Annotated in this window: 19 protein-coding genes; 16 read left to right on the forward strand and 3 right to left on the reverse strand. The window is 70.7% G+C overall.

Translation table 11 applies throughout. The features are described from left to right. Positions 1 to 169: 169 nt before the first annotated feature. Together ABZ855_RS03710 and ABZ855_RS03715 are read left to right on the forward strand one after the other, a co-directional pair. Entirely contained in the window at positions 170 to 244 is a 75-nt protein-coding gene (locus ABZ855_RS03710) for a cittilin family RiPP precursor (protein WP_360801114.1), read from the forward strand. A 93-nt stretch (positions 245 to 337) separates the two neighbouring features. Next, positions 338 to 1,672 (forward strand): cytochrome P450, encoded by a 1,335-nt coding sequence (locus ABZ855_RS03715; protein WP_360800315.1) that lies wholly within the window; start codon positions 338 to 340, stop codon positions 1,670 to 1,672. A 129-nt stretch (positions 1,673 to 1,801) separates the two neighbouring features. Here ABZ855_RS03715 and ABZ855_RS03720 read toward each other — a convergent pair whose 3' ends face one another. Further along, positions 1,802 to 3,433 (reverse strand): M4 family metallopeptidase, encoded by a 1,632-nt coding sequence (locus tag ABZ855_RS03720; RefSeq protein ID WP_360800318.1) that lies wholly within the window; start codon positions 3,431 to 3,433, stop codon positions 1,802 to 1,804. Positions 3,434 to 3,628: 195 nt separating this feature from the next. On the opposite strand from ABZ855_RS03720, the gene ABZ855_RS03725 reads away from it, so the two are divergent. The 9 genes from ABZ855_RS03725 to ABZ855_RS03765 all read left to right on the forward strand — a co-directional run bounded on the left by ABZ855_RS03725 (position 3,629) and on the right by ABZ855_RS03765 (position 12,305). Further along, positions 3,629 to 4,072, forward strand: coding sequence for a gamma-glutamylcyclotransferase family protein (locus tag ABZ855_RS03725; protein WP_360800321.1), 444 nt, complete (start codon positions 3,629 to 3,631; stop codon positions 4,070 to 4,072). Between the two features lie 181 nt (positions 4,073 to 4,253). Further along, a complete protein-coding gene (locus ABZ855_RS03730) occupies positions 4,254 to 5,219 on the forward strand; it encodes an SCO3242 family prenyltransferase (RefSeq protein WP_360800324.1) in 966 nt (321 codons plus the stop codon). A gap of 22 nt (positions 5,220 to 5,241) precedes the next feature. Then, the gene (locus ABZ855_RS03735; protein ID WP_360800327.1) at positions 5,242 to 6,090 is read left to right on the forward strand and encodes a sugar phosphate isomerase/epimerase family protein; all 849 of its coding nucleotides are present in this window, start codon (positions 5,242 to 5,244) and stop codon (positions 6,088 to 6,090) included. Positions 6,091 to 6,306: 216 nt separating this feature from the next. Beyond that, entirely contained in the window at positions 6,307 to 6,945 is a 639-nt protein-coding gene (locus ABZ855_RS03740; protein ID WP_360800330.1) for an EboA domain-containing protein, read from the forward strand. Between the two features lie 2 nt (positions 6,946 to 6,947). Continuing rightward, on the forward strand, positions 6,948 to 7,814 hold the full coding sequence (locus ABZ855_RS03745) for a TatD family hydrolase (protein ID WP_360801117.1): 867 nt from the start codon (positions 6,948 to 6,950) through the stop codon (positions 7,812 to 7,814). Positions 7,815 to 7,821: 7 nt separating this feature from the next. Continuing rightward, entirely contained in the window at positions 7,822 to 8,997 is a 1,176-nt protein-coding gene (eboE, locus tag ABZ855_RS03750) for a metabolite traffic protein EboE (RefSeq protein ID WP_360800333.1), read from the forward strand. Between the two features lie 20 nt (positions 8,998 to 9,017). Next, positions 9,018 to 10,430: a nucleotide pyrophosphatase/phosphodiesterase family protein gene (locus ABZ855_RS03755; RefSeq protein ID WP_360800336.1), complete on the forward strand. Its 1,413-nt coding sequence runs from the start codon at positions 9,018 to 9,020 to the stop codon at positions 10,428 to 10,430. A 119-nt stretch (positions 10,431 to 10,549) separates the two neighbouring features. After that, positions 10,550 to 11,743 (forward strand): cytochrome P450, encoded by a 1,194-nt coding sequence (locus tag ABZ855_RS03760; protein WP_360800339.1) that lies wholly within the window; start codon positions 10,550 to 10,552, stop codon positions 11,741 to 11,743. A gap of 46 nt (positions 11,744 to 11,789) precedes the next feature. Continuing rightward, positions 11,790 to 12,305, forward strand: a complete 516-nt coding sequence (locus ABZ855_RS03765; protein WP_360800342.1) for a GAF domain-containing protein — start codon at positions 11,790 to 11,792, stop codon at positions 12,303 to 12,305. A gap of 58 nt (positions 12,306 to 12,363) precedes the next feature. Here the strand turns inward: ABZ855_RS03765 and ABZ855_RS03770 are convergent, their stop codons facing one another. Together ABZ855_RS03770 and ABZ855_RS03775 are read right to left on the reverse strand one after the other, a co-directional pair. Beyond that, a complete protein-coding gene (locus ABZ855_RS03770; protein ID WP_360800345.1) occupies positions 12,364 to 14,481 on the reverse strand; it encodes a molybdopterin oxidoreductase family protein in 2,118 nt (705 codons plus the stop codon). A gap of 207 nt (positions 14,482 to 14,688) precedes the next feature. Next, a complete protein-coding gene (locus tag ABZ855_RS03775; protein WP_360800348.1) occupies positions 14,689 to 15,435 on the reverse strand; it encodes an ElyC/SanA/YdcF family protein in 747 nt (248 codons plus the stop codon). Between the two features lie 262 nt (positions 15,436 to 15,697). Here ABZ855_RS03775 and ABZ855_RS03780 point away from each other — a divergent pair, with 262 nt between their 5' ends. From ABZ855_RS03780 to ABZ855_RS03800, 5 genes are all read left to right on the forward strand, one after another. Next, on the forward strand, positions 15,698 to 16,615 hold the full coding sequence (locus ABZ855_RS03780) for a sirohydrochlorin chelatase (RefSeq protein WP_360800351.1): 918 nt from the start codon (positions 15,698 to 15,700) through the stop codon (positions 16,613 to 16,615). A gap of 87 nt (positions 16,616 to 16,702) precedes the next feature. Continuing rightward, positions 16,703 to 18,109 carry a deoxyguanosinetriphosphate triphosphohydrolase gene (locus ABZ855_RS03785; RefSeq protein ID WP_360800354.1) on the forward strand — a complete coding sequence of 469 codons (1,407 nt, stop codon included), beginning with the start codon at positions 16,703 to 16,705 and terminating at the stop codon, positions 18,107 to 18,109. A gap of 153 nt (positions 18,110 to 18,262) precedes the next feature. Continuing rightward, a complete protein-coding gene (locus tag ABZ855_RS03790) occupies positions 18,263 to 19,528 on the forward strand; it encodes an FAD-dependent oxidoreductase (RefSeq protein WP_360800357.1) in 1,266 nt (421 codons plus the stop codon). A gap of 92 nt (positions 19,529 to 19,620) precedes the next feature. Further along, positions 19,621 to 21,537, forward strand: a complete 1,917-nt coding sequence (gene dnaG / locus ABZ855_RS03795) for a DNA primase (protein WP_360800360.1) — start codon at positions 19,621 to 19,623, stop codon at positions 21,535 to 21,537. A gap of 160 nt (positions 21,538 to 21,697) precedes the next feature. After that, a complete protein-coding gene (locus tag ABZ855_RS03800; protein ID WP_360800363.1) occupies positions 21,698 to 23,107 on the forward strand; it encodes an RNA polymerase sigma factor in 1,410 nt (469 codons plus the stop codon).

Below are 23,107 nucleotides of genomic sequence, written 5' to 3' on the forward strand. Positions count from 1 at the left end.
GGCGTCACGCGACGGCCCGTCCTCCAACGGCGGAGGACATTACGGGCGAACAGCCGCACTGATCAGCGACCGAAACCCGCTGAAGAATCGAGGTTATACATAGCGTCAACATGTCCAATGACCGGGTACACCCGTCGAAATGCCCAGGGGGTGCATTGCCATGCGCAAGATGCTTCTGACCGGCGCGCTGTTCGCGCGACTGGTTCGCAAGGACCGGCTCACGGCTCCGTACATGTACTACTGACCGGCGAGGCAATACGCGAAGCCGGGGTGTGAATTCCGCACCCCGGCGTTCGCGATGCGCTGCGGCTGATTCTGCGGATCGGACAGGAGTCTTATGACGGTGCGTGCGCTGACCGAGATGCCAGGGCCCGACGGTGGAAGAGTGCTCGGGAATCTGACGGACTTCTCGGCGGACCCGCTGGGTTTTCTCACTCATTGCGCCGGCGAGTACGGAGACGCGGTAAGGCTCAGCCCCAAGAATGTTCTGCTGGCGTCACCCGAGGACGCCGTGCGCATGCTCGTCGACAGGAACTCGGACTTCGTCAAGCAGGGTCCGGGGACCCGGCGCGCCGGCCGCCGGCAGTCGCTGCCGCTGTCGACCATGAGCAGCGACGGCGAGGAGTGGCGTGTCAGACGCGGGCGCATCCACGGTGCCTTCGACCGTGAACTGTCCGCCACCGCCGCCGCCACGATGGGGGAGCAGGCGCGGCGAATGCTCGCGTCCTGGCGCCCGGGCCAGGTGCGCGACCTGCAACAGGACGTCTCCGTGGTCACATTGCGGCTGGTCACACGGCTGCTGTTCGGCGACGAGTACACGGACGAGCAGATCGCGGACGTCGCCGGCCTCGTCGCCCCCATCATGGATCTGTCGGCCTCGCCGGTGGTCCTGCCCGAGTGGGTGCCCACTCCTCCCAAGCTGCGGATTCGCCGCCATCTCAAGCGGGTCATCAGGACCCTCGAGCAGGTCTCGTCCTCGCCGAAAGCCGTCGACCCCAAGGCGGCTCCCGTTCTGCACGCGCTGCTGTACAGCACCCCGGCCCCGAGCGAAGCTGAGATCCGTGACGAACTGGCCACTCTGCTGATGGCCGGATTCGAAACCACCAATGACGCCGTGGTGTGGGCGAGCGTATTACTGGCCCGGCACCCTGACGCGGCGGAACGCGTGCACAGCGAGGCTGAAAAGGCATTCGTGCGGAACTCCGACGGATCCGACGGATCCGACGGAATGGAGCTGTTGCAGGCATTGCCCTTCACGGACGCGGTGCTGCGAGAAGCACTGCGCCTGTACTCGCCTGTCTGGGTGACCAGCCGAGACGCCCGGGTGGATGTGGAAATCGGCGGCCATCTCATTCCGGCGGGTACGACGGTCACGGTGAGCCAGTGGGTGAATCACCGCGACCCCCGCTACTGGCGCGATGCCGACGAATTCGTGCCGGAACGCTGGCTCGGGAAAGAGGCGTCGGCAATTCCCCGCGGTTCGTATTTTCCCTTCGGGCTCGGCCCGCGCGTATGTGTGGGCGCCGCGCTGTCGACGGTGGAGAGCGTTCTGCTGCTGGCCGCCATCTGGTCCGCCCACCGACTGCGCCTCACGGATCCCGACGCCGTGCGCCCGCGACCGGCGCTCGCCCTCCAGCCGTTGAACGCGCGCTTCCACCTCGACCGCTGGTGAAAGCTCGACCGCTGGTAAGAGCTCCACCGCTGGTGAGAGCCGCCGAACTATCGAACAACAACTCGGTGGTCACCCCGGCGAACCTGCCCACCGCCCCGCCGGAGTGACGACCGAAACCGCGTCGCCGCCTCAGCCCACCGACACCGCGCTCCACGCGGCCGCCACAGCCGCGTACTCCGCGCTGCCCGTCCCGTACAGGTCACGCGCCGCGTTCAGCGTGGCCGTGCGCGCGCCCGCGTAGTTCGTGGACGACGTCATGTACGTGGTCAGCGCCTTGTACCAGATCGCGCCGAGCTTGTCCCGGCCGATGCCCGCGACCGTGGAGCCGTTGCACGTGGGGGAGTTGTAGCTGACGCCGTTCACCGTCTTCGCGCCGCTGCCCTCCGCCAGCAGGTACGCGAAGTGGTTCGCGACGCCCGAGGAGTAGTGGACGTCCAGGTTCCCGACGCCCGAACTCCAGCAGTTGGCCGAGTTCCCGTCCTTCGAGGGCTGGTCCATGTAGCGCAGGGCCGACCGTCCGAAGCCCGCCTTCACGATCTTCTCGCCGATCAAGTAGTCCCCGACGTCAGTGGAGTTGGCCGCGTTGAACTCCACCAGCGTGCCGAAGATGTCCGACGTCGCCTCGTTGAGGCCGCCCGACTCGCCCGAGTACGTCAGGTTGGCCGTCGCCGACGTCACGCCGTGCGTCATCTCGTGCCCGGCCACGTCCAGCGAGACCAGCGGGCCGAACGTCGTCCCGTCACCGTCGCCGTACGTCATGCAGAAGCAGGTGTTGTCCCAGAACGCGTTGTTGTAGTTGCTCCCGTAGTGCACGCGGTTGTACGAGCCGACCCCGTTGCCCTTGATCCCGTTGCGCCCGAACGTGTCCTTGTAGTAGTCCCAGGTCTCGTCGGTGCCGTACTGCGCGTCCACCGCCGCCGAGGCCCGGTCCGCCGTTGTACCCGTGCCCCAGTGGTTGTCCGCGTCGGTGAAGAGCGTGGCGGGGGCGCGGCGGATGCAGATGCCGAAGATGCACAGGTCGGTGCCGTTCGCGGCGTCGCCCGTGTACGTGTTGCCGCGCGTCGGGTCCTTGAGCTGGTTCGTCGATCCGGACACCGTCGTCTCCAGCGGGACCGTGCCGCCGTACAGGGACTGGCCGTCGCCCGTCGCCGTCTCGATGCTGTCCCAGGCGTCGATCTGGGCGCCGGTCCGGGCGTCGGTCACGACCGTACGGGCGACCGGGTTGCCCAGCGAGTCCAGCGCCACCGCGTCCGTCTGCCAGGCGAGCTTCGGGGCGCCGTGCAGGGCGTCAACCACCAGGCGGGGCTTGGAGGTTACCTTCTTCAGCGCCTCGCCGAGGTTGGCCGCGCGCAGCGCAGACGCCGCCAGATCGGCGGCCTTGGGGGCGGACACCGCCGGGCTGATCGTGGCGAGGGATATCGGGCGGGCCGTGGCGCGGCTCGCGCTGCGGTAGGCGCCGTCGGGCGCCAGGTGGACCACGAAGTCCCCGCCCAGCACCGGGAGTTGGCGGTAGGTGCGGTCATAGCGGACGTGCTGGCTGCCGTCCTTGTCGATGACGACGTCCCGAACTGCGGTGCTCTGTACGGAGGTCAGGCCCAGGTGCGCGGCCTGGTCCACGAGGACCGCGACGGCGTTCTTGATCGCGGTGGCCCTCGTCGGCTTCTCGGCCGTGTCGGCCGCGTCGGCGGTGGGGGAGAGTGCGGCGGCGAGCAGAGCGGCGGTGGTCGCGGCCACACCGGCCGCGGCAAGACGGGAGGTCATCGGTCTCCTATGGGGTGAAGACGGTCGTGACGATGGCCGTGACGACGGTGGTGACGGTGGTGACGGTGGTCGTGACGGCGGTGGGGATCGGTCAGATTTAAGGGTTCATGACATGTCGTGTCCATAGGGTTCGCGGCTTCACCCCGACTTATGGCGAGAATCGTTTCCCCATCCTCACGAGTGAGAGGCCGTCCGGTGCGACTCCCGTTCTTCGTCTACGGCACCCTCCGCCCCGGCGAGGTCAACCACAACCGGTACCTGTACGGCCGTATCCGCCCGGCGTGCCCGGCGCGCCCGGCGCGGCTCGCGGACGCGGCGCTGTACGACGGCCCGGGCTACCCGTACGCCGTGGCGGAACCCGGCGGCGTGGTGCACGGCGACCTGGTCAGCGCGTTGCCGGAGGCGTACGACGAACTGCTCTCCGCCCTCGACGAGTTGGAGGAGTGCGTCCCGGGCGACCCGCACAGCCTGTACGAGCGCGTGGCCCGTCAGGTGACCCTTGATGCCGACGGGACCGCCGAACTCGCCTGGGTGTACGTCGCCGGCCCGGTCGTCGCCGCCCGGCTGCGGGCGCGCGGCAGACGTATCGCGGGCGGGGATTGGCTCAGCCGCGAACCGCGCCGCGACGCTTCTGGTTGAGACATGTCAATATCAAATTCTTGTCAGTTTCCTCACAACAGGCAATATCCGTCGAGGGCATTCGTTTTCAAATATTTTCGGTAATCATGGGGCCATGAGTGACCGGAAAGCGCTTCCCCCAACCGTTTTTCGACAACCCTTACCGCGTGTCACGTCTCAACGCCCCGCATTTTCAGACCTGTTGAGCCTTGTTCGCGCCCCCGCCGCGCTCAGCGTCCCCGGCGACATCCTGGCGGGCGCGACTGCGGCAGGCCGCCCCCTGGGCCCCCGGACCGCCGGCGCGATGGCCTCCTCCGTCTGTCTCTACTGGGCCGGCATGGCCCTCAACGACTACGCCGACGCGGCCGTCGACGCGGTCGAGCGGCCCGCCCGCCCGGTGCCCTCCGGCCGGGTACCGCGCCGGACCGCGCTGGCTGTCGCCACCGGTCTGACCGGCGCAGGCCTGGGCCTCGCCGCACTGTCGGGCGGTCGACGCGGACTCGGGGTCGCCCTGCCGCTGACGGCGCTGATATGGGCGTACGACCTGAAGTTGAAGTCGACTCCGGCCGGCCCGGCGGCGATGGCGGGCGCGCGTGCGCTCGACGTGCTGGTGGGTGCGGTGGCGGGCGGCGGCAACCCCCCGCCGTACGGGACCCATGGGATCCGTGGGACCCATGGGATCCGTGGGGCCGGTGGGACCCGTGGGGCCGGCGCGCTCGCTCGCGGTGCCGCACCCGCACTCCTCACCGGCGTGCACACCTACACGCTCACCGTCCTCAGCCGCCACGAGATCTCCGGCGCGCCGGCGCGGCTGCCCGCCACCACGCTGGCCGTGTCGTCGGCCACGGCGCTGTCGACGGTGCTGCCCTCCCTGCTCCCCGCCGTGCTGCCACCCCGGCGCGCCCTGCCCCGTCCCACGGTCGCCCGAACAGCCGTCGCCTCCGCGGGAGTTCTCGCCTACCTGGGCACGTACGGCCGGGCCCAGGTGCGTGCCGTGCGCGATCCGAGCGCCGGTTCCGTCCGGCGTGCGGTGGGAGCGGGCATCCTCGCTCTCGTCCCCCTCCAGACGGCGCTCACGGCGCGCGCGGGGGCGCCCGTAGCCGCCGCGCTCCTGGGCGTGCTGCACCCGGTGGCTCAGCGCCTCGCGAGACGGGTGTCCCCGACATGAGCCATGTGACGAAGGGCGGACCATGGGCCTGAGATTCGGCTACGGCACCAACGGGTTCACCCACCACCGCCTCTCCGACGTCCTCGGCATCCTCGCCGACCTGGGTTACGACGGCGTCGCCCTCACCCTCGACCACAACCACCTCGACCCGTACGCCGACGACCTCGCCCACCAAGTCGCCCGCCTACGCTCCCAGTTGACGCGACTCGGGCTGACCGTCACGGTCGAGACCGGGGCGCCCTACTTCCTCGACCCCTGGGGCAAGCACCAGCCGACGCTGATGACCGGCGAACCGGAGCGCCGGGTCGACCTGCTGCGGCGCGCCGTCCGCATCGCCGCCGAACTCGGTTCTCCCACCGTTCAGTTGTGCAGCGGGCCCGCGCCGGACGACATCCCGGAGGCAGAGGCCTGGCGGCGACTGGCCGCCAACGTCGGGGCGGCACTGGAGACAGCGGAGGCATACGGGGTCGCGCTCGCCTTCGAACCCGAGCCGCACATGTTCGTCGACACCGTCGCGAAGTGCCTGCGGCTGCGCGAACTCCTCGACGGACACCCGCTGTTGGGTATCACGCTGGACATCGGACACGCCCACTGCGTGGAGGCGGCCTCGCTGCTCGACTGCGTCAGCCTGGCCGCGCCGCACCTCCAGAACGTCCAGATCGAGGACATGGTGCGCGGAGTCCACCGGCACCTGGAGTTCGGCGCGGGCGAGATCGACTTCCCGCCGGTACTGGCGGCGCTGACCGACCTCGGTCACCGCGGTCTGGTGTCCGTCGAGATCCAGGGCGGCGCCCTGGACGCCCCCGAACTCGCCCGCAGCTCCCTGGAGTTCCTGCGTCGAGCCGAGGCCCGAAGCCTGCTCACCTCCTGAGCCGCATTCCGCCGGCGTCCTTGCCATTCACCCACCCACGCCCATTTCCCTGCCCCTATTCAGGCCTTTCTCGAGCCATGCCGGATTGCCCTCCCCGCTGACCCTGCTGGATCTGTTCGACCGGCTGGACCAGCTGCACCTGACGTGCTGCTCACATCACTCCACCCGGCATTCCCGGACCCCATTTCTTCTCCGACTTCCGTTCTGGAAACCCCCATGCCGATTTCCGACCGTGCCCCTTTCCCGTCTCCCCTTCCCCTCACCCCCGAAGCCCGCGCCTGGCTCGACACCGCCCAGGCCGAAGTCGCCGCCGACCCCGCTGCCATCCGTACCCTCTTCCCCGCCGTCCGCCGCCACTGCGGGCGCGCCCCGCTGCCCGACGGCCGGACCGTCGACGAGGCAGCCCGAGCCCTGCTCCTGGCCGCGCTGCCGCTGCGCGACCAGCCTCTCGTCGACGAGGTGTCAGCCCTCCACCGCCATGGCGACCCCGCCGAACAACGGGCCGTCCTACGGGCGTTGCCACAGGTCGACCGCGACGGGACCGGCCGGTTCCTGGACCTCGTACGGCAGACCCTGCGCGGCAACGACAACACGCTCATCGAGGCCGCCCTCGGCCCCTACGCGGCGGCCCACCTCCCGGCGGACGAATACCGCCAGGCCGTACTGAAGTGCGTCTTCCAGGAGATCCCGCTCGCCCGGATCGCCGGCCTCGAGGACCGGGCGGACACCGAACTCGCCCGCATGCTCGCCGACTTCGCCCGCGAACGAGCGGCGGCCGGACGCCCCGTACCCGACGACATCTTCCCCTTCCTGCACCACGTGCACCCCGCCACCACCCCCCACGGAGCCGTGTGACCATGCGCATCCTCGACCCCCACATCCACATGTCCTCCCGCACCACCGACGACTACGAGGCGATGCACGCGGCCGGGGTACGAGCCGTCGTCGAGCCCTCCTTCTGGCTCGGCCAGCCCCGTACCTCGCCCGACACCTTCTACGACTACTTCGACTCGCTGCTCGGCTGGGAGCCCTACCGCGCAGCCCAGTTCGGCATCCAGCACTTCTGCACGATCGCCCTCAACCCGAAGGAGGCCAACGACCCGCGCTGCCTCCCCGTCCTCGACGAACTGCCCCGCTACCTCGCCAAGGACCGGGTCGTCGCCGTCGGCGAGATCGGCTACGACTCGATGACGAAGGAGGAGGACGAGGTCCTGGCCAGACAGCTCCAACTCGCCCTGGAACACGGCCTGCCCGCCCTCGTCCACACCCCGCACCGCGACAAGGCCGCCGGGACCAGACGGACCCTGGACGTCGTACGGGAGTCGGGCATCGCCCCCGAACTCGTCGTCCTGGACCACCTGAACGAACTGACGGTCGGCATGGTCCTCGACAGCGGCTGCTGGGCCGGCTTCTCGGTCTACCCGAAAACGAAGATGAGCGAGGACCGCATGGTCCGCATCCTGCGGGAACACGGACTTGACCGCGTCCTCGTCAACTCGGCTGCCGACTGGGGCAGTTCCGACCCGTTGAAGACCCGCAAGACCGGTGACGCGATGCTCGCCGACGGCTTCACGGACGACGACGTCGACCGCGTCCTGTGGCGCAACCCGGTCGCCTTCTACGGCCAGAGCGGACGCCTCGACCTCGACGACACCGACGGTGAGCCGAAGCCCGACGAGACCTCGTCGTTCGAGGGCAACTCCATCCGACGCGGGGGAGAGTGACCCGCCCGTGCGCTTCCGCCACCCCGACGGCACCCCCGTCCACCTCGCATACTGCAGCAACGTCCACCAGGCCGAGGACCTCGCCGGGGTCGTCGCCCAACTCGCCGCCCACGCCGAACCCGTACGGAAACGCCTCGGCGTCGGCCGACTCGGCATCGGTCTCTGGCTGGCCCGCCCAGCCGTCACCGAACTCGCTGCGGACAAGCGTGCGTTGGAGTCCCTCAAGGTCGAACTCGCGGTGCGCGGCCTGGAGACCGTCACCCTCAACGCCTTCCCGTACGAGGGGTTCCACCGCGAGGTCGTCAAGAAGGACGTCTACCTCCCCGACTGGGCCGACCCGGCCCGCCTCGCCTACACCCTCGACTGCGCCCGGGTCCTCGCCGCCCTCCTCCCCGACGACGCCCGACGCGGCAGCGTCTCCACCCTCCCGCTCGGCTGGCGCACCCCCTGGCCGGACGAACGCGCGGAAGCGGCCCACCGGGCCCTGGACGAACTGGCGCTGGGCCTACGTAAGTTGGAGTCGGAGACAGGCCGACGTATTCGGGTCGGCTTCGAACCGGAACCGGGATGCGTCGTGGAGACCACCACGCAGGCGGTACGGGAGTTCGCCGACGTCGACCGCGACCATCTCGGCGTCTGCCTGGACGCCTGCCATCTCGCCGTCCAGTTCGAGGAACCCGAAGAAGCCCTCGGGCGGCTCGCCGACGCCGGACTGCCGGTCGTCAAGCTCCAGGCGTCCTGCGCGGTCGAGGCCCCCGACCCGACCGACCCGAGAGCGCGCGCGGCCCTGCGCGAACTGGCCGAACGCCGCTTCCTGCACCAGACCCGAACGATCAGCGAGGGCAGGGTGGTCGGCGTAGACGACCTGCCGGACGCACTGGACGGCGAAGGGCTTCCGGCAGCGACCGGCGACGGCATCCGCACCCCCTGGCGCACGCACTTCCACGCCCCGTTGCACGCCGACCCCGAACCGCCCCTCCGCACCACCGCCGACCAACTCACCACCGTCCTCACCGGATTGCTCGGCGGCCCGAACGCCGGCTGCGACCACATCGAGGTCGAGACCTACACCTGGTCCGTCCTGCCCCGCCCACCCGCCGACCTCGCCGACGGCATCGCCGCCGAACTCGCCTGGGCCCGCGACCGGTTGACCGGTCTGGGCCTTGTACAGGACCACTCATGACCGGCCGCAAGGAAGCACTCATGACCGACATCCCGAACACCAACCGACTCGTCGTCCTGGACATCGTCGGCCTCACCCCCGCCCTCCTGCGCCACATGCCCGCCGTGGCAGCGCTCGGCGACCGGGGCTTCAAGGCCCGCCTCGGCACCACGTTCCCCGCTGTCACCTGCACCGCTCAGTCCACCTTCCTCACCGGCGAACTCCCCTCCACCCACGGCGCGGTGGCCAACGGCTGGTACTTCCGCGACCTCGGTGAGGTGCTCCTCTGGAGACAGCACAACGCCCTCGTCGGCGGCGAGAAGATCTGGGACACCGCCCGAAAGCACGCACCCGGCTACAAGGTCGCCAACATCTGCTGGTGGTACGCCATGGGAGCCGACGTCGACTGGACGGTGACCCCGCGCCCGGTCTACTACTCCGACGGCCGCAAGGAACCCGACTGCTACACCTGGCCACCCTCCCTGCACGACGAACTAACCGACCGACTGGGCCCGTTCCCCCTGTTCACCTACTGGGGCCCGAACGCCGGCATGCCCTCCACGCAGTGGATCCTGGGCGCCGCCCGCCAGATCTTCGACGAACACGACCCGGACCTGACCCTCGTCTACATCCCGCAGATGGACTACGAGCCCCAGCGCTCCGGCCCCCAGTCGGAGGCGTCCCTCCGCGCGGCCCGCCAACTCGACGACGCCCTGCGCCCGTTGATCGACCACTTTCTCGCAGCGGGCGCCACGGTGGTCGCGCTGAGCGAGTACGGCATCACCCCGGTCTCCCGCCCCGTGGACATCAACCGTGAGCTGCGCCGGGCCGGGTTCCTCGAGGTGTACACCCAGGACGGCATGGAGTATCTCGACCCCTGGACCTCCCGCGCCTTCGCCGTAGCAGACCACCAGGTGGCGCACGTCTACGTACGGGACCCCGACGACGTACGCGAGGTCGCCAAGATCCTCGGTGAACTCGACGGCGTGGATCAGGTGTTGGGCCCGGTGAGCAAGGCGGCCCAGGGCCTGGACCACGAACGCTCGGGAGAGCTGGTCGTGGTGGCGGACGAGGACGCCTGGTTCACGTACTACTACTGGCTCGACGACGACCGCGCCCCCGACTTCGCCCGCCAGGTCGAGATCCACCGCAAGCCCGGCTACGACCCGGCGGAACTCCTGTGGGACGACACCGACCCGTCGGTGAAACTGCGCGCGGCAGGCCAACTGGCCCGCAAGAAACTCGGGTTTCGCTACCGCATGCAGACGGTCCCGCTGGACCCCTCGTCGATCCGCGGCAGCCACGGTCGCGTCCCGAGCGACCCCGAACACGGTCCCGTACTGCTGTGCTCCACACCGGAACACAGCAGCGAGGCCATCACCGCGACAGAGGTCAAGGGCCTACTCCTGAAGCTGGCCGGCCTGCCCGCGACCACACCGCCGGACCACGCCTGACACCCGGGGCCCACTGCCAAGCACGCACCCCCCACCTTCACGCACACCCCCGCCCCACACCCCGCATCCGCTCATCCCCGCCCCCACACCCCCCCCACCACAACGCGGAGGCCCCACCCATGTCCGAAACCGCCACCTTCCCCCCGCTCCCCATGCACCGCACCGCCCTCCTCCACCCGCCCGCCGAGTACGCCCTCCTGCGTGAGCAGAGCCGCATCAGCCGTATCGCCCTCTGGGGCGGCAACACCCCCTGGCTGGTCACCCGGCACGAGGACGCCCGGGCTGTCCTCTCGGACGCCCGTTTCAGCGCGGAGAACCACCGGGACGGGTTCCCCGGCCTCCAGCCGACCCCGCCGCCCCGCACCCCTGGCCAGCTCTTCGCCATGGACGCGCCCGACCACACCCGGCTGCGCCGGATGCTGATCCCCGACTTCACGTTCCGCCGGGCCGAGGAACTACGGCCGTCCATCCAGCAGTTGACCGACCGGCTCATCGACGACCTCGTGGCCAAGGGCCCCACCGTCGATCTGGTGGAGAACTTCACCCTCCCGCTGCCGCTGCTCGTCATCTGCGAACTCCTCGGAGTGCCGTACGCCGACCGGGAGTTCATCCACCGCCACGCAGCCGCGTTCGCCACCGTGACCGACGGCCCGGAGGCGATGCGCGCGGGCTGGGGCGCGCTGTTCGGTTACCTCATGGAGCTGCTCGCCGCCAAGACCGCCGAACCCGGCGACGACCTGCTGAGCAGGCTCGCGACGGAACGGGTGGCCACCGGCGAGGCAACCGCCGCCGAGGCGGCCGGACTTGCCGTGATGCTGCTCATCGCGGGCCACGAGACGACGGCGAGCATGCTGTCCCTCGGCGTGGTGACGCTGCTCTCCCACCCGGCCCAACTGGCCGCGCTGCACGCCGATCCGGACCTCGTGCCGGGCGCCGTCGAGGAACTCCTGCGCTATCTCACCATCGTTCACATCGGCATCCGGCGCATCGCCACCGAGGACGTGGAGATCGGCGGAGTCACGGTCCGGGCCGGGGAAGGCGTAGTCGTCTCGCTCCAGGCGGCCAACCGTGACCGCCGCGCCTTCGCGGACCCGGACACCTTCGACATCACGCGGGACACCCAGCACCACCTGACGTTCAGCCACGGCCTCCACAACTGCCTCGGCCAGTCCCTCGCCCGCGCCGAACTCCAGATCGCCCTGCCCACCCTGTTCCACCGCCTGCCGGGCCTACGACTGACAGCCCCGGCAGAGGTGGACGCCCACGAGGGACGCGCGGTCCACGGCGTACGAACCCTCCCGGTCACCTGGTAGCAGCAGCCATTCCCCTCACCTCGTACGCAGAGGAGCTCAGCCCTCCATGACCGACACGACCCACCGACAGACCACTGTCATCGCCCCCGACCTCAACGAAACCGTCCTGAAGAACACCCGCCCTCAAGTGGCCGCCTGGCTCACCGAGTTCGTCGAGCGCAACGGCGGCTGGTGCGGCTCGGTCCACCTGGCCGACTCTGCCGATCCGGCCGGGCCGGAACGCGAGCTCGTGCTCGTCGCCGCCCACAACCTGCCGGTGTCCGTGCAGAACATCACCACGGTCATCCCCTTCGGCAAGGGCATGGCCGGCACCGCCGCGCAGCGCCGGGAGACCGTCGTCATCCCCGACTTCCAGGCCGACACCACCGGCGTCGCGGCCGTCGGAGGCCGCCCCGTGCGGGCAAGAGGCTCGCTCGCCATCCCGGTCTTCGCCACCGGCGACGACACACAACTCGTCGCAGTCGTCGGCCTGGGCTTCACGGAACGCCGCGACTTCACCGAGGCCGAAGTCGCGGCGTACGAGAGGGACGCGGCCACGGTTCTGACGGTGAGCCAGCGGTAAAGCGGTCACCTCACCCCTGAACAACGCGGCGACCTCACCCCTGGCCAACGCGGCCACCTCACCCCTGGACGGCGACCTCCAGCCGTACCGCGCACGCCTTGAACTCCGGCATGCGGGAGGTCGGGTCGAGGGCGGGATTGGTCAGTGTGTTGGCCCGGCCCTCGCCCGGCCAGTGGAAGGGCATGAAGACGGTGTCGGGGCGGATCGAGGTGGTGATCCGCGCCGGCGCCACGGCCCGCCCGCGCCGCGACACGACGGCGATGGCGTCGCCCTCCCCGGCGCCGAGCCGCGCGGCCAGCCGGGGGTGCAGCTCGACGAACGGGCCGGGCGCGGCGGCGTTCAGCTCGTCGACACGCCGGGTCTGCGCCCCGGACTGGTACTGCGACACGACCCGCCCGGTGGTCAGCAGCACCGGGTACTCGGCGTCCGGCTCCTCCGCGAGCGGCCGGTAGGTCACGGGGGCGAACCGGGCCCGCCCGTCCTCGGTGGCGTACCGGTCGAGGAAGAGACGAGGGGAACCGGGATGCACGGTGGCGGCCTCAGGACGAGCATCGTCCGACAGGTCGCCGTCCTGTGCGGGGCACGGCCAGAAGACGCCGTTCTCCTCGGCGAGCCGCTGGTAGGTGATCCCCGAGTAGTCGGCGATCCCGCCCGCGCTGGCCCGGCGCAACTCCTCGAAGACCTCCTCGGGGTCCACCGGGAACCCCTTCTCCACCCCTGCCCGCGCGGCGAGTTGGTGCAGCACGTACAGATCGCTTCGCACACCCTCCGGGGGAGCGACGGCCTGCCGGCGCAGCAGTACCCGCCCCTCCAGGTTGGTGGTCGTGCCGGTCTCCTCCGCCCACTGCGTCACGGGCAGGACGACATCGGCGAGCGCGGCGGTCTCGGACAGCACGACATCCGCGACGGCGAGGAAGTCCAGGGACTCCAGGCGCTGTTGGATGTGCGCGGCCCGGGGTGCGGACACCACCGGGTTGGACCCCATGAGCAGCAGGGAGCGGATGCTGGTGCCGAGCGCGTCGAGCAGTTCGTACGCGCTCAGCCCGGGCCCGGGCAACGAGTCCGGGTCGACACCCCACACGCCGGCCACATGGCGCCGCGCCTCCGGGTCGGTCAGCTTGCGGTAGCCGGGCAACTGGTCGGCCTTCTGCCCGTGTTCACGCCCGCCCTGCCCGTTGCCCTGCCCGGTGAGACACCCGTATCCGGAGTACGGCCGCCCCGAACGCCCCGTGGCCAGGCACAGGTTGATCCACGCGCCCACGGTGTCCGTACCCTTGGACTGCTGCTCGGGTCCGCGAGCCGTGAGCACCATGGCGTCGGACGGCTCGCAGAACATCCGTACGACTTCCCGGAGTTGGGGCACGGGCACGCCGGTGATGCGCTCGACGTACTCCGGCCAGTGGGCCATCGCCGCCGCCCGCGTCTCCTCCCACCCGCTGGTCCGCTCCTCGATGAACGCCTCGTCGGTGCGCCCCTGGGACACGACCAAGTGCAACAGGCCCAGGGCGAGGGCGAGATCGGTACCGGGACGCGGCGCGAGATGCAGATCGGCCTGCTCGGCGGTACGGGTCCGACGCGGATCGATGACGATCAACGTCCCCCCGTTCTGCTTCAGTTCGGTGAAGTAGCGGAGGGCGGGCGGCATGGTCTCGGCGGGATTGGAACCGACGAGGATGACGCAGCCGGTCTTCGGAATGTCCTCCATCGGGAAGGGCAGGCCCCGGTCGATCCCGAAGGCCTTGTTCCCGGCGGCGGCGGCCGACGACATGCAGAAACGCCCGTTGTAGTCGATCTGGGACGTGCCGAGGACGACCCGAGCGAACTTGCCCAGCGCGTAGGCCTTCTCGTTCGTCAGCCCGCCTCCGCCGAAGACACCGCACGCGTCCGGGCCATGCTCCGTACGCGTGCGGGTCAGTCCCTCGGCGATCCGGTCCAGCGCCTCCTCCCAGGAGGCGGGTACGAGTACGCCGTCCCGGCGGACGAGCGGCTCGGTGAGGCGCAGGGCCGACGACAGCAGCGTGGGTGCGGTGCGGCCCTTGCCGCACAGCGCACCCCGATTGACCGGAAAGTCGACGCGCTCGGCGACCGTGACGCCCCCGTCCGCTGCCGGCGTGAGGTTCATTCCGCACTGCAGGGCGCAGTACGGGCAGTGCGTGGGCGTCACGGAGGTCTCCATACCGCCAGCGTGCGACGCCCGTGTTACACCCCGAAACGCCCCCCGTTACACACCAGACACGACGACCTCCCCGGGACACGCGTCCGCCGGTGAGGTTGCTTCTTTTAGCCCGTCCGGCGTTTGAGGACGAGGCCCCTTCAGGGCCGAAAGGGGGGTCTGGGGGCGCAGCCCCCAGGGATGGGACGGGTAGGGGCGGCGGGGGCGAGCTCACCCACCCAAAGCCCGCCGCACCCCCACCTCCACCGGCCCCAAAAACCGAGGATCCGGCTTGAACACCGCGTCCAACACCGCCTTCCCCGCCGCGACAATCTCCCGCGCCCCGCCGTAGTACCACGTCACATCATGCCGAGCCTCAACCCCGACCCCGTACGACTCCACCCCCGCCGCCTCGCACAACGCGACAGCCCGACGAATATGGAACCCCTGACTGATCAGCAACGCCCGGTCCACCCCGAATATCTTCTTCGCCCGCACACACGAGTCCCACGTGTCGAACCCGGCATAGTCACTCACGATCCGCCCGTCCGGCACCCCGTGCCGCGTCAGATACGCCCGCATCGCATCCGGCTCGTCATAGTCCTCGCGGCTGTTGTCCCCGGTGACAAGCACCACCTTGATCCGCCCCGCCCGGTACAGCTCCGCCGCCGCGTCCAACCGGTGCGCGAGATAAGGAGACGGCTCCCCGCCCCACAGCCCTGCCCCGAACACCACGGCGACGTCGGTACGCGGCGCGTCCGACACATCGCGCAACCGGCCACTCGCGGCGACGAACATCCATGTGGCCGGCAACAACGCCACCACGCACAGCGCCATCACGACCTGCACGGCCCGCCGCTGCCCGGCCCGAGTACGAGGCACCCGCACCCGCACCCGCACCCACGCCCGCAACCGCAGCCACAACCGATCCCGCGACCGCAAGGGCACCCCCGCCTCACGCACCTCAGGACTGCTCATCGGACGGCGCCCCTCCCAGCTGGCCCTCGCAGCGACCCGCAGCCCTCTGCGACCTGCGCGGCCCTAGATCAGGAAAGACGCCCCCAGCCCCGCCCCGGTTCACCGCCCCCAGCGTGACCAGCCTCACTCCAAGGCCCATAATCCCAGGTCAAGCCGCCTCACAGCACACCTCACCGCGCGCCTCACCCCACCGTGAACCCCCGGAAAAGACCCGTGACCAACGCGCAACGGCGCGGCAACCTCGTACCGTCACGATCGATACATGACGGCGTCGCCCTTTCAGCACGACGAGTCCACGCAGCCCCAGCAGAGCCCCCGGCCGCCCGGAGGCGCCCACCTCGACAGTACGGCGCAAATCATGGACCGGATCACCAGCCAGCTCGGCAGTCAGCTCAGCCGCCTCCCGCGCGACGGCAGCCGTCGCCCCACTCCGCCGATCCCGCCCGCACTCGTCCTCGTCGGCCACGGCAGCCGCGACCCGCGAGCCCTGAGCACCGTGAGCGCGCTCGCCGAGCGCGTCCGCGAACTGCGCCCCGACCTGCCCGTGCGCCTGGGGCACATCGAGCTGAACGCGCCCCTGCTCCCGGACACGCTCGCGGAACTCGGCACCGCCGAGGCCGTCCTCGTACCGCTGCTGCTGAGCCGCGGCTACCACATCAAGCAGGACATTCCCGAGATGGCCACGGCGTCATCGGCACGCACGCGCGTGGCGCCCCCGCTCGGCCCGCACCCCCTGCTCGTCGAAACCCTGTACGCCCGCCTCGTCGAGGCCGGCTGGCGCACCCGGATGACCGACGCGCAGCGCCGCTCGAGCGCGGTCGTCCTCGCCGCCGCGGGTTCCCGCGACCCGGAGTCGGACGTCGACACCCGCCGTACGGCCCAGCTCCTCGCCGAGCACCTGGGCGTGCCCGTGGTCCCCGCGTACGCCACCACCGCCGCGCCGACCGTCCCCGCCGCGGTACGCGCCCTGGCCGCCCAGGGCCGCCACCGGGTCGCCGTGGCCTCGTACTTCACCGCCCCCGGCCGCTTCGCCACGGAGTGCGCAGAGGCCGCGCCCTGGATCGCCGCGGCCCCCCTGGGCGCCCACCCGGCGATGGCCCGCCTGATCCTCCACCGTTACGACCAGGCGATAGCGGCCCCCGAGACATCCGCGACCAGAGAGTTGGCCTCAGCCCTGTAGGGGCGCGGGGAACCGCGCGATCAGCCCACAACGCGCCGCACGTACACACCCACCCCAATTGTCAGTACCTGCCCTTACTGTCGAACCATGGAAGGCACACGCACCAACACGACCCCCACCGCCCAGCCCCCCGAGAACGACAACACCCCCACCCCCTACGCCCCGACGGCGGTCGCCCGCTGGGCGGCCGAGCCGGACAAACGTCCGGGCCGCACCGCCTTCCAGCGCGACCGCGCCCGCGTACTGCACTCCTCCGCCCTGCGCCGCCTCGCCGGAAAGACACAGGTGGTGACACCGGGCGCCCTCCCCCACTCTCAGCTTCGTTCGAGCGGGGGGACCCCCATCCAGGTCTGGGACGCCAGCCCGCGCACCCGCCTCACGCACTCCCTGGAATGCGCCCAGGTCGGCCGCGAACTCGGCGCCGCCCTCGGCTGCGACCCCGACCTCGTGGAGGCGGCCTGCCTCTCCCACGACCTCGGCCACCCGCCCTTCGGGCACAACGGCGAACAGGCGCTCAACGAGTTCGCGGCGGACTGCGGAGGCTTCGAGGGCAACGCCCAGTCCCTCAGACTCCTCACCCGCATCGAACCCAAACGCTTCGCACGCGCCGCGGCCACCGGCACCGGTACCACCGGCGCCCACGCCGGCTCCTCCGGCGACCTCGTCAGCGTCGGCCTCAACCTGACCCGGGCCACCCTCGACGCCGCCACCAAGTACCCCTGGCCGCGCGGCGCGCACCCCACCGACCCGGCCTCCCCGAAGTTCGGCGTATACGAAGACGACCGGCCGGTCTTCGACTGGGTCCGCCAGGGCGCCCCCGGGACGCGGACGACGTTCGAGGCCCAGGTCATGGACTGGTCGGACGACGTGGCGTACTCGGTGCACGACGTCGAGGACGGCCTGCACGCAGGTCACATCGACCCCAACTGCCTGCACGCGGAGCCCGAGCGCCAGGAGATCTTCCGCGTCGCCACGGGCCGGTACGTGGCCGCGGACACCGACCCCGCCGAACTCGCCGAGGCCCTCGACCGCCTCCTCGACCAGGAGTGGTGGCCGCACGGCTACGACGGCACGGCCGTCGCCCAGGCCCGCCTCAAGGACGCCACCAGCCAGCTCATCGGCCGCTTCTGCCTGGCCGCCGAGGGCGCCACGCGCGCGGCGTACGGCAGCGGCCGGCTCACCCGGTACGCGGCGGAACTGGTCGTCCCGCGCGCGGCCCGCCTGGAGTGCGCGGTCCTCAAGGCGGTGGCCGACCGGTACGTGATGCAGCGCGCCGAACAGGAACTGCTGCGCGCGGACCAGCGCGTCGTCGTCGCCGAACTCGCCGAGGCCCTCACCGCTCGCGCCCCGGAGGGCCTGGACCCCCAGTTCCGCGCGCTGTTCGACGCGGCGGCCGACGACCGGGCACGCAAGCGGGTGATCGTCGACCAGATCGCGTCCCTCACCGACGCGTCGGCGCGTTCGCTGCACGCGCGCCTGACCAGCCGCATATGACACAGATGTGACCCTGCGTGGCCTGATCGGGCCACACCCTCTTCCCCCATCACACTCCGTGCGGGACGCTCGCCAGGGGGCACCCGCACACAGGGCACCAGCATCACGCGACACGGGCGACACGTGGCACCCGTTATTACGAGGAGGCATGAAGTGGTCGACGCGGATCAGACATTCGTCATCGTCGGAGGCGGACTGGCCGGCGCCAAGGCGGCCGAGACGCTCCGGACGGAGGGCTTCACCGGCCGCGTGATACTGATCTGCGACGAACGCGACCACCCGTACGAGCGGCCCCCGCTCTCCAAGGGCTACCTCCTCGGCAAGGCGGAGCGCGACAGCGTCTTCGTCCACCAACCCGCGTGGTACGCGCGCAACGACATCGAACTCCACCTCGGCCAGACCGTCGACGCCATCGACCGTACGGCGAAGACGGTCCGCTTCGGCGACGACGGCACCCTCGTCAACTACGACAAACTGCTCATCGCCACGGGCGCCGAGCCGCGCCGCCTCGACATCCCCGGCACCGGCCTGGCCGGCGTCCACCATCTGCGCCGCCTCGCGCACGCCGAGCGCCTCAAGGGTGTCCTGGCCGCCCTGGGCCGGGACAACGGCCACCTGGTGATCGCCGGCGCCGGCTGGATCGGCCTGGAGGTCGCGGCTGCGGCCCGGGAGTACGGAGCCGAGGTGACTGTCGTGGAGCCGGCGTCGACCCCCCTGCACTCCGTCCTCGGCCCCGAGCTGGGCAACCTCTTCGCCGAGCTGCACCGCGAGCACGGCGTCCGCTTCCACTTCGGGGCCCGCCTCACCGAGATCGTCGGCCAGGACGGCATGGTCCTCGCGGCCCGTACGGACGACGGCGAGGAGCACCCGGCCCACGACGTCCTGGCGGCCATCGGCGCCGCCCCGCGCACCGCCCTCGCGGAGGCGGCCGGACTGACCCTCGCGGACCGCGCGTACGGCGGCGGCATCGCGGTCGACGAACGGCTGCGCACCTCCGACCCCGACATCTACGCGGCCGGTGACGTGGCCGCCTTCCACCACGCCCTGTTCGACACCAGGCTGCGCGTCGAGCACTGGGCCAACGCCCTCAACGGCGGCCCGGCGGCGGCCCGCGCGATGCTGGGCCGCGAATCGACGTACGACCGCGTCCCCTATTTCTTCTCCGACCAGTACGACATGGGTATGGAGTACTCGGGCTGGGCGCCCCCCGGCTCGTACGACCAGGTGGTGATCCGGGGGGACGCGGGCAAGCGCGAGTTCATCGCCTTCTGGGTGAAGGAGGGCAGGGTGCTGGCCGGGATGAACGTGAACGTGTGGGACGTCACAGAGCCCATCCAGCAGCTCATCCGCGCCCGGGCCCAGGTGGACACGGAGGCTCTGGCGGCCCCGCACGTACCGCTGGAAAGCCTGGTCCCGTAACCGAGGCCACGCCCCTGACCGCGCCCCCGACCGCCCCTCCCACCGCCCGCGACTGTCACAGCACTGTCGTACCGCCCCCGTAGAATCACTGCGTGGCCGGAAGGATCAACGACGAGGACGTGAAGGCGGTTCGGGACGCGGTCCCGATCGACGCCGTCGTGTCCGAGTACCTCCAGTTGCGCAACGCGGGCGGCGGCAACCTCAAGGGCCTGTGCCCCTTCCACGACGAGAAGTCACCGTCCTTCCAGGTCAGCCCGAGCAAGGGACTGTTCCACTGCTTCGGCTGCCAGGAAGGCGGCGACACCATCACGTTCGTGATGAAGGTCGACCACCTCTCCTTCTCCGAGGCGGTCGAACGCCTGGCCGGTCAGGCCGGCATCACCCTGCGGTACGAGGAGGGCGGCTACAACCCCGCCCACCAGCGCGGCGAGCGGATCCGCCTGGTCGAGGCCCACAAGATCGCCGCGCAGTGGTACGCGGAGCAGCTCGCGACCAGCCCGGAGGCGGACGCGGGCCGCAAGTTCCTGGCCGAGCGGGGCTTCGACCAGTCGGCCGCCGAGCACTTCTCCGTGGGCTACAGCCCCCAGGGCTGGGACCACCTCACCCGCTACCTCCGCGGCAAGGGCTTCTCCGACAAGGAACTCCTGCTCTCCGGCATCGCCCAGGAGGGCCGCCGAGGCCCCATCGACCGCTTCCGGGGCCGCCTCATGTGGCCGATCCGCGACATCGGCGGCGAGGTAGTCGGCTTTGGAGCCCGAAAACTGTACGAGGCGGACACGGGCCCCAAGTACCTCAACACCCCCGACACGGCGATCTACAAGAAGTCCCAGGTCCTGTACGGCATCGACCTCGCCAAGAAGGACATCGCGAAGTCGAGCCGCGCGGTCGTCGTCGAGGGCTACACGGACGTCATGGCCTGCCATCTGGCCGGCGTGACGACGGCGATCGCGACGTGCGGCACGGCCTTCGGCACGGAACACATCAAGATCCTCCGCCGCCTGCTCATGGACAACGGCTCGGCCCGGGTGATCTTCACCTTCGACGGCGACGCGGCCGGCCAGAAGGCGGCGCTGCGCGCCTTCGAGGACGACCAGAAGTTCGCCGCCGAGACCTACATCGCGATCGCGCCCGACGGCATGGACCCCTGCGACCTGCGCCTCGCCAAGGGCGACCAGGCCGTCGCCGACCTGGCCGAACCCCGCACCCCCCTCTTCGAGTTCGCCCTGCGCCAGATCGCCGCCCGCTACGACCTCGAAACCCCGGCGGGCCGCGCCGCCGCCCTGGACGAGGCGGCACCGATCGTGGCCCGCATCAAGAACAGCGGCGCACAGCACGAGGTGGCCGTCCAGCTCGCCGGCATGCTCGGCATCCTGGACACCCAGTTCGTCGTCAAGAGGGTGGCCCAGCTGGCCCGTTGGGCCCGCGACCGAGGCGGCAAGGGCCCGGCCCCCACCGGCGGCCGGCAACACCAGCCCCACCAGTACGAGCAGACCTCCGCACGCCCCGCGGGCCCCGCGGGCCCGGCCCTGAACCTCCGCAACCCGGTCTACGCCACCGAACGCGAACTCCTCAAACTCGCCCTCCAGCGCCCCGAGTTGGTCTCCCCGGCCTTCGACGCCTACGGCATCGACGAGTTCACGGCCGCCCCCTACGCCGCGGTCCGCCAGGCGATCATGGAAGCGGGCGGCGCGGAGTACGGCGTCCAGGACCCCCAGGAGTACCTGGTCCGCGTCCGCGAGGTGGCCCCCGACAACACGGTCCGCTCCATGGTGACGGAGCTGGCGGTAGAGGCGATCATGCGCAGAACGGTCGACGACGTGTACGCGAGCGACCAGCTGGTCATGGTCCGCCGCAGAGCGGTGGAACGCCGCATCCAGCAGGTCCAGGTAACCCACACCCGCCTGGCCACCCACGGCGACCCGGCCGAACTGGCCGCCGTACAGAACGAACTGTGGGTACTCCAGCAGTACGACCAGGCTCTGCGGGAGAAGGGCGCGGCGGCTCTCTGAGGCCGGCGTCGGACCGATCGTGCCAGGTCGGACCACGAACAACACCCGGGGCAGGCCCCCGCACCTGACGCGACGGTAACCACGTGGTCACGGACCGGACCCAAAAAGTCGTCGCACGCCCCTCGTGGCGGCGATGTGTCGTACTCCACACTGGGTTCCGGTGCCTGAGTCCTCGGAGCGCGGCCGACCCGTCCCCTACGGGTCCGACACCCCCGCGGTTCCGCTCAACGCGTACGGGACGGACAGCGGTGAGGCCGCCCAATCCGCCCCCCGAGTACCGCTGCCGTACGCCTCAGCAGCGATCATCCTGGAGGTCGCCCCCGTGCAGACCCAGACCCTCACCCAGACCGACAGCACTACCGCACCGACGCCGCAGCCCGACACCGAGAACGCGGACGTCACGGACGCCACGGACGTCTCCGAGGTCATCGCGGCCGTGCCGCCGCAGAGCCGCGCCGCACACCACCCCGAGACGACCGGACCTGACAGCCCGCCCGACCTGGACGAACCCCCACCGGACGCGCTCGACGCGGCAGAACAGGTCGAGCCCCTCGAACCGATGGACACCGCCGACTCCACCGATCCCACTGATCCCACCGATCCCGGCGAGCCGGCCGAACGGCTCCGTGCCCGTGCCCCCGCCCGCGCCGACACCAGCGGGCCATCCTCCGACCTGTTCCGCCAGTACCTGCGCGAGATCGGTCGCATCCCGCTGCTCACCGCCGCCGAGGAGGTCGAACTCGCCCGCCGGGTCGAGGCCGGCCTGTTCGCCGAGGAGAAACTCCGGCTCGCCTCCGACCTGGACAGTCAACTGGCCCTGGACCTGGACCGGTTGGTCGTCATGGGCCGGATGGCCAAGCGCCGGCTGATCGAGGCGAACCTGCGCCTGGTGGTGTCGGTGGCGAAACGGTACGTGGGCCGTGGGCTGACGATGCTCGACCTGGTCCAGGAGGGAAACCTGGGCCTGATCCGCGCCGTCGAGAAGTTCGACTACGCGCGCGGCTACAAGTTCTCCACGTACGCGACCTGGTGGATCCGCCAGGCCATGTCCCGCGCCCTCGCCGACCAGGCCAGGACGATCCGGGTGCCCGTACACGTGGTCGAACTGATCAACCGGGTCGTCCGCGTCCAGCGCCGGATGCTCCAGGAACGCGGCTACGAGCCGACGCCCGAGGAGGTCGCCGCCCACCTCGAACTCCTGCCCGAGAGGGTCAGCGAGGTGCTGCGCCTGGCCCAGGAGCCGGTGTCGCTGCACGCGCCGGTGGGCGAGGAGGACGATGTCGCGCTGGGCGACCTCATCGAGGACGGGGACGCGGCGTCGCCGGTCGAGTCGGCGGCGTTCCTGCTGCTGCGGGAACACCTCGAGGCGGTCCTGTCGACGCTGGGGGAGCGGGAACGCAAGGTCGTCCAACTCCGCTACGGCCTGGCGGACGGCCGCCCACGCACCCTGGAGGAGATCGGCCGCATCTTCGGCGTCACCCGCGAACGCATCCGCCAGATCGAATCCAAAACCCTGAACAAACTGAGGGACCACGCCTTCGCGGACCAGCTGAGGGGCTACTTGGACTGA

The organism is Streptomyces sp. NPDC047042 (genome assembly GCF_040644035.1).
Lineage (GTDB): Bacteria > Actinomycetota > Actinomycetes > Streptomycetales > Streptomycetaceae > Streptomyces.

Coding starts and splice junctions, on each gene's coding strand:
- ABZ855_RS03715 (WP_360800315.1), top strand. CDS start 338: ATGACGGTGCGTGCGCTGACCGAGATGCCAGGGCCCGACGGTGGAAGA.
- ABZ855_RS03720 (WP_360800318.1), bottom strand. CDS start 3,433: ATGACCTCCCGTCTTGCCGCGGCCGGTGTGGCCGCGACCACCGCCGCT.
- ABZ855_RS03735 (WP_360800327.1), top strand. CDS start 5,242: ATGGGCCTGAGATTCGGCTACGGCACCAACGGGTTCACCCACCACCGC.
- ABZ855_RS03740 (WP_360800330.1), top strand. CDS start 6,307: ATGCCGATTTCCGACCGTGCCCCTTTCCCGTCTCCCCTTCCCCTCACC.
- ABZ855_RS03745 (WP_360801117.1), top strand. CDS start 6,948: ATGCGCATCCTCGACCCCCACATCCACATGTCCTCCCGCACCACCGAC.
- ABZ855_RS03755 (WP_360800336.1), top strand. CDS start 9,018: ATGACCGACATCCCGAACACCAACCGACTCGTCGTCCTGGACATCGTC.
- ABZ855_RS03760 (WP_360800339.1), top strand. CDS start 10,550: ATGTCCGAAACCGCCACCTTCCCCCCGCTCCCCATGCACCGCACCGCC.
- ABZ855_RS03765 (WP_360800342.1), top strand. CDS start 11,790: ATGACCGACACGACCCACCGACAGACCACTGTCATCGCCCCCGACCTC.
- ABZ855_RS03770 (WP_360800345.1), bottom strand. CDS start 14,481: ATGGAGACCTCCGTGACGCCCACGCACTGCCCGTACTGCGCCCTGCAG.
- ABZ855_RS03775 (WP_360800348.1), bottom strand. CDS start 15,435: ATGAGCAGTCCTGAGGTGCGTGAGGCGGGGGTGCCCTTGCGGTCGCGG.
- ABZ855_RS03780 (WP_360800351.1), top strand. CDS start 15,698: ATGACGGCGTCGCCCTTTCAGCACGACGAGTCCACGCAGCCCCAGCAG.
- ABZ855_RS03785 (WP_360800354.1), top strand. CDS start 16,703: ATGGAAGGCACACGCACCAACACGACCCCCACCGCCCAGCCCCCCGAG.